7 protein-coding genes are annotated in these 6,963 nt (G+C 69.4%); 4 read left to right on the forward strand and 3 right to left on the reverse strand.

All coding sequences use genetic code 11. From position 1 onward, the window contains the following. Positions 1-34 precede the first annotated feature (34 nt). Positions 35-784 carry a TetR/AcrR family transcriptional regulator gene (locus ACFWQG_RS05215; protein WP_378506524.1) on the forward strand — a complete coding sequence of 250 codons (750 nt, stop codon included), beginning with the start codon at positions 35-37 and terminating at the stop codon, positions 782-784. A gap of 4 nt (positions 785-788) precedes the next feature. Here ACFWQG_RS05215 and ACFWQG_RS05220 read toward each other — a convergent pair whose 3' ends face one another. Next, entirely contained in the window at positions 789-1,787 is a 999-nt protein-coding gene (locus ACFWQG_RS05220) for a diiron oxygenase (protein ID WP_378506525.1), read from the reverse strand. Positions 1,788-1,962: 175 nt separating this feature from the next. On the opposite strand from ACFWQG_RS05220, the gene holA reads away from it, so the two are divergent. Next, positions 1,963-2,937 carry a DNA polymerase III subunit delta gene (gene holA, locus ACFWQG_RS05225; RefSeq protein WP_378506526.1) on the forward strand — a complete coding sequence of 325 codons (975 nt, stop codon included), beginning with the start codon at positions 1,963-1,965 and terminating at the stop codon, positions 2,935-2,937. Positions 2,938-3,041: 104 nt separating this feature from the next. On the opposite strand, the gene rpsT is transcribed toward holA, so the two are convergent. Next, positions 3,042-3,302 carry a 30S ribosomal protein S20 gene (rpsT, locus tag ACFWQG_RS05230; RefSeq protein WP_378506527.1) on the reverse strand — a complete coding sequence of 87 codons (261 nt, stop codon included), beginning with the start codon at positions 3,300-3,302 and terminating at the stop codon, positions 3,042-3,044. 263 nt (positions 3,303-3,565) lie between these two features. Between rpsT and ACFWQG_RS05235 the strand changes: the two genes are divergently transcribed. Further along, positions 3,566-4,333, forward strand: coding sequence for an aquaporin (locus ACFWQG_RS05235; RefSeq protein WP_378506528.1), 768 nt, complete (start codon positions 3,566-3,568; stop codon positions 4,331-4,333). Between the two features lie 75 nt (positions 4,334-4,408). Here the strand turns inward: ACFWQG_RS05235 and ACFWQG_RS05240 are convergent, their stop codons facing one another. Continuing rightward, positions 4,409-4,954, reverse strand: coding sequence for a type II toxin-antitoxin system PemK/MazF family toxin (locus ACFWQG_RS05240; protein WP_378506529.1), 546 nt, complete (start codon positions 4,952-4,954; stop codon positions 4,409-4,411). Positions 4,955-5,106: 152 nt separating this feature from the next. Here ACFWQG_RS05240 and lepA point away from each other — a divergent pair, with 152 nt between their 5' ends. Continuing rightward, entirely contained in the window at positions 5,107-6,921 is a 1,815-nt protein-coding gene (gene lepA / locus ACFWQG_RS05245; protein WP_378506741.1) for a translation elongation factor 4, read from the forward strand. Positions 6,922-6,963: the final 42 nt, after the last annotated feature.

Here is a 6,963-nt window from a genome sequence, read left to right on the forward strand (position 1 = left end):
CGGTGGTCGGGGCAGGCATGGCTAGACTCGACCCATGCCGACGAATCCCGCACCGCGACCGGGTGACGCGGACGCGCCTGCGGAGCGGACGGGGAGCGGGCACGAGGCCCGCTGGGAACGGCACAACCGGGAGCGGCAGACCCGGATCCTGCGGGCGGCGGTCGAGTTGCTCGAGGAAGCGCCCCCCGGGGCCGACATCCCGGTGAAACTGATCGCGCAGCGCGCCGGGCTGGCGAAGTCGGTGGTCTACCGCCAGTTCAGCGGCCGCGACGACCTCGACTGCCGGATCCGCGCACACATGATCGACGAGTTCATCCGCACCCTCGAGGCGCGGCTGGACATCTCCAGCGGGTCGGTCGCGCAGATCCTCGAGCGGACCATCCGGGCTGCGGTGGACTGGATGAGCGATCACCCCCGGCTCAACGAGTTCGCGCGCACCGGGCCGGTGGACCGGGCCGCAGGTGTCGACGCGGTCAGCACCCTCACGGCGCGGATGGCGGCGCGGTCCCACGACCTCATCGCGTCGATCGCCGCGGCGATCGGCGTCGACGATGGGGCGTTCGCGACGGTCCCGTTCGCGGTCGTGACCATGGTCGAGGGCACCCTCACCCAGTGGGTGCGTGACCCGGCGCCGACCCGGGACCGGGACCAGATCGTCGCCGACCTCGCTGGCTACGCCTGGTTCGTGCTGGATGGTGTCGCCCGGTCGGTCGGTGTGGTGCTCGATCCCTCGGCCGAACTGCGGGAGGTCATCGCCCGGTTGGCCGTCGGCGCCGCGCGGTGACCGCTCAGCCAGCCCGGCGGGCGCGCCGGTCGGGTTCGCTGCGGTAGCGAGCGGGCGGGCCGTCGATGTGCAGCCTGCGCCACAGCTGCCGCGCGACGGGCGTCATCAGTCCTAGTTCCGCGGCAAGGGCCCGCATCTCGCCGAAGTAGCCAGCGAGGATCGCCCGCGAGTGGGCGCCACGCCAGAACGCCTCCTTCATGACCTCGCGCGGGATGTCGAACTCCTTGGCGAAGGCGCGGGGCGGCGCCATGATCTCACCGGCCAGCCACCGCATCGCGAGCGGGAAGGTGACCGCACACACCGCGCGCGAGGGCGCACCCATCCCGGCGACATGGGCCTTGAGGAACTCGCCAGCGAACGAGATGTGCCTGGCCTCCTCGGCGATGTGGATCTCCATGGTGCGCAGGACCGCGGGCGGAACGTCCACGCCCTGCCGGATCAGCGCCTTCTGGTAGTGGTCGATCGGTTCCTCGCCGCCGAGGATTCCGATGAACAGGATCACGTGTGCATAGCCGCCGGCCACCCCGATGAACGGGGACAGCGCCCGAAACGGTTTCCGCATCCCCGGCACGTCGACGCCGATCCGGTTCACCAGTTCCTGGAACATCTGGATGTGGTTGCACTCCTCGGTCATCTCGTGGAGGCAGTAGCGGAACTCCGGCGACTGGTTCGGGAGTTTCATGATGTACTGCATCATTCCGCGGATCAGGATGCTCTCGAATGCGGCGCCGACCTTGATCGAGTTGGCCTGCCGCCACCGCCCGATCGCGATCTGACGCTCCAGCGGCTGGTCGCGGTACCACTGCGTCGCGCCGAGCGGATCGATCTCGGCGGAGAGGACCCAGCGGGGATCGTCGGGGTCGATCGCCAGTTCCGGTGCATCCCAGTCGATGTCGAGGTAGGGATCGAAGCGTCGCTGCACGGACCCCTCGGACAGGGTGTGCAGCCAGGCGCGGTAGTCCGGGCTGAGCAACTCGGCCGGTGCCGATGCCGACGGTGTCATCGTGAACCTCCATCGTCTGGGCGACGCCGGGTGACCGATGTCGCGGCGCGCGGTCAGGTGATGGTGCCTCAATTTACTGAGACTCGGAGTCCCACGCAAGGGTGCGATGGCGCCGATTCCCGGCCCGGGCTCGGCGGCGGCGCGGGCTGTCGGGTCACCGTGGGACGATGCACGGGTGACTCCGTCCCCTCCCGCGCCGGCCCCGCTGCACCTCGTCCTCGGCGACGAGGAACTCCTCGTCGAACGCGCCGTCGCCGCGGTCGTTGCCGCGGTCCGGGCCTCCTCCGACACCCCGGCCGACATTCCGGTCAGCAGGCTGCGCACGGGCGACACCAGCCCCTCCGAACTGGCCGAACTCCTCAGCCCGTCGCTGTTCGCGGAGGACAAGGTGATCGTGCTCGAATCGGCAGCCGAGGCGGGGAAGGACGCCGTCGCGCTGGTGCTCGACGCGGCGGCGGCACCACCGGATGGGTGCACGCTCGTGGTGCTGCACTCCGGCGGCGGACGGGCGAAGGCGATGGTCGCCGCACTGCAGAAGGAGGGGGCGCAGGTCCACGAGTGCGCGAAGATCACCAAGGCGGGGGAGCGCGCCGACTTCGTCCGCTCCGAGTTCCGCGCGGCCGGGGTGCGGGCGTCGCCCGAGGTGATCGAGACGGTGATCGACGCGGTCGGATCGGACCTGCGGGAGCTGGCGGCCGCGTGCTCGCAGCTCGCCGCGGACACTGGCGGCCGGATCGACGCGGCCGCGGTGGCTCGGTACTACTCCGGCAAGGCCGAGGTGTCCGGATTCGACGTCGCGGAACGCGCGGTCGCCGGGGACCGGTCGGGTGCGATGGAGGCGCTGCGGTGGGCGATGTTGCGGGGAGTCCCGCATGTCCTGCTCGCCGACGCCCTCGCGGACGCCGTGCACACCATTGCTCGCGTCGACTCCGCAGGCCGGGGCGATCCGTTCCGAATGGCATCGGGGCTGGGGATGGCGCCGTGGAAGGTGAAGAAGGCGCAGGGGCAGGCGCGGGGGTGGCGCCCGGAGACGCTCGGCGCTGCGCTCGAGGTGGTCGCGCAGCTCAACGCCGACGTCAAGGGCGCGGCCGCGGACCCCGACCATGCGGTGGAGTACGCCGTCCGCCGCGTCGCCGACCTGCACGGCTAATCCGCAGGCCTGCCGAGGCCCGACACGCGAAAGACCGCCCGGTCGAGGACCGGGCGGTCTCCAGCGATGACAGCGGTGACGGCAATGCCGTCACGAAGGTGTCGTCAGAGCTTGTTCGCGGCCAGCGCGAGCGCCGACTTCTTGTTGGCGGCCTGGTTGGCGTGGATGACGCCCTTGCTTGCTGCCTTGTCGAGCTTGCGGCTCGCGGTGACGAGGAGCTCGTTGGCCTTGTCCTTGTCGCCCGCGGCGGCTGCCTCGCGGAAGGAGCGGATTGCGGTGCGCAGCGAGGACTTCACCGACTGGTTGCGCAGTCGCTGACGCTCGTTGGTGCGGATCCGCTTCACCTGGGACTTGATGTTGGCCACGCGTAAAATCCTGTCGTCTTCGCTGGTTTTCTTCTGGTTGAGAAAGCTTCGGGTGCGTCCACGCACCGACCGGCCACGTTACCAGCCCTGCCCGGTCCAGCCCAAACCCGGTCATCGGGGCGGGTGCCGCTCGGCTCACCGCGGGCCGGTGCGCGGACTCCCGCCCGACTCGCCCGCGAGGTCGTTGTCGATGACAATGACCTCACGTAACGTCCGAATTCAGGCATCTCCCCATCGTGATCGACGTCGAGTAAAGGTGGCACATGTCTCTCACAGTCCAGGAGCAGACCGAGACCCGGGTGATCTCGGATGCAAAGAAGTATCTCGCGGAGGGGATCGGCACCTTCGTGCTGGTGTTCGTCTCCGTCGGCACCGCCGTCATCGCGGGAAGCAAGGTCGGGAACCTGGGCGTCGCGCTGGCGTTCGGTCTCACGCTGGCCTTCCTGGTCTACGCGATCGGACCGGTGTCCGGCTGTCACGTCAACCCGGCGGTCACGTTCGGTCAGTTCCTGATCGGGCGGATCGAGGGTGTGAAGGCGCTGATGTATGTCGGGGCCCAGGTGATCGGTGGCCTGGTCGCCGGCGCCGTGCTGTTCGCGGTCGCCAGCAGCCTGCCATCGTACGACCGGGCGGCCAGCGGGCTCGGCGCGAACGGCTGGGGTGATCACAGTCCGTCCGCGGTGCAGGGTCCGCTCGGTGGCGTGCTGCAGAGCGGCTACGGCATCGGCGCGATGATCGTCGTCGAGGTGCTGCTCACCGCCCTGCTGGTGTTCGTGGTCCTCGCGTCCACCGACCAGCTCTCCGACGTGCCGCTGGCGGGCATTGCGATTGGCTTCACCCTCGCGGTCATCCACATCATGTCCATCCCGATCGACAACACCTCGGTGAACCCGGCCCGCAGCTTCGCGGTCGCCTGGTACCAGGACGGTGCACCACTGCAGCTGTGGGCGTTCATCGTCTTCCCGCTGATCGGCGGCGCGGTCGGGGCGTTCGCCTACCGGTCGCTGTTCGGCCGCAGCGCCAACGCCTGACGCCGTCCGCCCGAGGGGGCGCCGTCGGCCGGTCCATCCGGTCGGTGACGCCCCTCGGCGGTCGACGGCCCAGTGTCAGGTCCAGCCGAAGTCGCGGCGGAGCCGATCCGCGACCCGATCGAAACGGTCCCGGTCGAGGACGGCGCCCTCGCGGCGGATGCCGTCCTCGGGGACGTCGAGCACCCGGTCCAGGCGAACCCAGCTCGGCCGGTGCGCGCCGTCCCACGACCCGGACCCGAGCGCGATCCAGTCCCGCTGCCCGTCGCGTTCCGAGTTCGACGACAGCATCAGCCCGAGCAGGGTGCGGCCGTCGCGCCCGACCACCAGCACCGGACGGTCCTTGCCCTGGCCCGCGTCCTCCTCGTAGCTGACCCAGGTCCAGACGATTTCCCCCGGATCGGCGCGGCCGTCCAGGTCCGGGGCGTAGTCGACGGTCCTGGCCCGGTGCGCGGTCGGCACCGCGGTGGCGGACACCGGCCGACCGGGTCGCGTCGGCGTCGGCCCGGCCTGCCTCGGTCCGGGCAGCACCCCGCTCTTCTGCAGCCCCTTGAGCAGCCGCGGGCCCTCCCTCAGAGCGATGTCGCCGAGCTGTCTGCCGATCCGTGTCCACCTCGAAGCCATCTGTTCAACCTAGTGGCGGGGCCGAACCGGCCGGGGACGGCACCTGGCCTATCCTGGATCCCTAGTGACTGCGGCCCGCATCGGGCCGCCGCCGACTTCAGGAGCCCACCATCGCCACCTTCGCCGACACGACGTTCACGGACCCGTCGCGGATCCGGAACTTCTGCATCATCGCGCACATCGACCACGGCAAGTCGACGCTGGCGGACCGGATGTTGCAGCTCACGGGGGTCGTCGAGGAGCGCGCGATGCGCGCCCAGTACCTGGATCGGATGGATATCGAGCGGGAGCGCGGCATCACGATCAAGGCGCAGAACGTGCGGCTGCCCTGGACGGTCGAGCACGAGGACGGCAGCACCGAAGAGATCGTCCTGCACCTGATCGACACCCCCGGTCACGTCGACTTCACCTACGAGGTGTCCCGCGCACTTGAGGCCTGCGAGGGGGCGGTGTTGCTGGTCGACGCCGCGCAGGGCATCGAGGCGCAGACGTTGGCCAACCTGTACCTGGCGATGGAGAAGGACCTCACCATCATCCCGGTGCTCAACAAGATCGACCTGCCCGCCGCCGACCCCGACCGGTACGCCGCCGAGATCGCGCACATCGTCGGCTGCGAACCCGGAGACGTGCTGCGGGTGTCCGGCAAGACCGGCGTCGGCGTCCGGGAACTGCTCGACGAGGTCGTCAAGCAGGTGCCCGCCCCGGTCGGCGACGCCGACGGCCCGGCCCGCGCGATGATCTTCGACTCCGTGTACGACGCCTACCGTGGCGTCGTCACCTATGTCCGAGTGGTGGACGGCAAGATCCGTCCCCGCGAGAAGATCACCATGATGTCGACCGGCACCACCCACGAACTGCTCGAGGTCGGCATCATCTCGCCCGAGCCGAAGGCCACCGCGGGTCTGGGGGTCGGCGAGGTCGGTTACCTGATCACCGGGGTGAAGGACGTCCGCCAGTCCCGGGTCGGTGACACCGTCACCACCTTCCGCAACGGCGCCTCCGAGCCGCTGGTCGGCTACCGCGACCCCAAGCCGATGGTCTACTCCGGCCTGTACCCGATGGACGGCTCCGACTACCCGGTGCTGCGGGACGCGCTCGACAAGTTGCGCCTCAACGACGCGGCACTGGCGTACGAGCCGGAGACGTCGGTGGCGCTCGGCTTCGGCTTCCGGTGCGGTTTCCTCGGGCTGCTGCACATGGAGATCACCCGGGACCGGCTCGAGCGGGAATTCGGCCTCGACCTCATCTCCACCGCGCCGAACGTGGTGTACCGGGTGACGATGGAGGACGGCTCCGAGCATGAGGTGACGAACCCGTCGTACTGGCCCGAGGGCAAGGTGCGCGAGGTGTATGAGCCGATGTCCAAGTGCACGGTCATCGCCCCGAGCGAGTACACCGGCGCGATCATGGAGCTGTGTCAGTCCCGCCGCGGTGAGCTCGGCGGCATGGACTATCTCTCCGAGACGCGCGTTGAGCTGCGGTACACGCTGCCGATGGGCGAAATCATGTTCGACTTCTTCGACGCGCTCAAGTCGCGGACCAAGGGCTACGCCAGCCTCGACTACGAGGAGTCCGGCGAGCAGCAGTCCGCGCTGGTGAAGGTCGACATCCTGCTGCAGGGCGAGGCCGTCGACGCGTTCAGCGCGATCGTGCACAAGGACGCCGCGTTCGCGTACGGCAACAAGATGACCACCAAGCTGCGCGAGCTGATCCCGCGCCAGCAGTTCGAGGTGCCGATCCAGGCCGCGATCGGCTCGAAGATCATCGCCCGCGAGAACATTCGCGCGATCCGCAAGGACGTGCTCGCCAAGTGCTACGGCGGCGACATCAGCCGCAAGCGCAAGCTGCTCGAGAAGCAGAAGGAAGGCAAGAAGCGGATGAAGACCATCGGCCGGGTCGAGGTGCCGCAGGAGGCCTTTGTCGCGGCGCTGTCGAACGAGTCGGTGGCGGACAAGCCCAAGAAGTAGATGCGCTCCGCGCCCGTGAGTGATTTTTACCCCGATCGGGGG

It is taken from the genome of Rhodococcus sp. NPDC058532 (assembly GCF_042719255.1).
Lineage (GTDB): Bacteria > Actinomycetota > Actinomycetes > Mycobacteriales > Mycobacteriaceae > Rhodococcus_G.

Excerpts from the sequence above, each read along its gene's own strand:
- ACFWQG_RS05235 (WP_378506528.1), top strand. The coding sequence starts at position 3,566 with ATGTCTCTCACAGTCCAGGAGCAGACCGAGACCCGGGTGATCTCGGAT.
- ACFWQG_RS05215 (WP_378506524.1), top strand. The coding sequence starts at position 35 with ATGCCGACGAATCCCGCACCGCGACCGGGTGACGCGGACGCGCCTGCG.
- ACFWQG_RS05220 (WP_378506525.1), bottom strand. The coding sequence starts at position 1,787 with ATGACACCGTCGGCATCGGCACCGGCCGAGTTGCTCAGCCCGGACTAC.
- ACFWQG_RS05240 (WP_378506529.1), bottom strand. The coding sequence starts at position 4,954 with ATGGCTTCGAGGTGGACACGGATCGGCAGACAGCTCGGCGACATCGCT.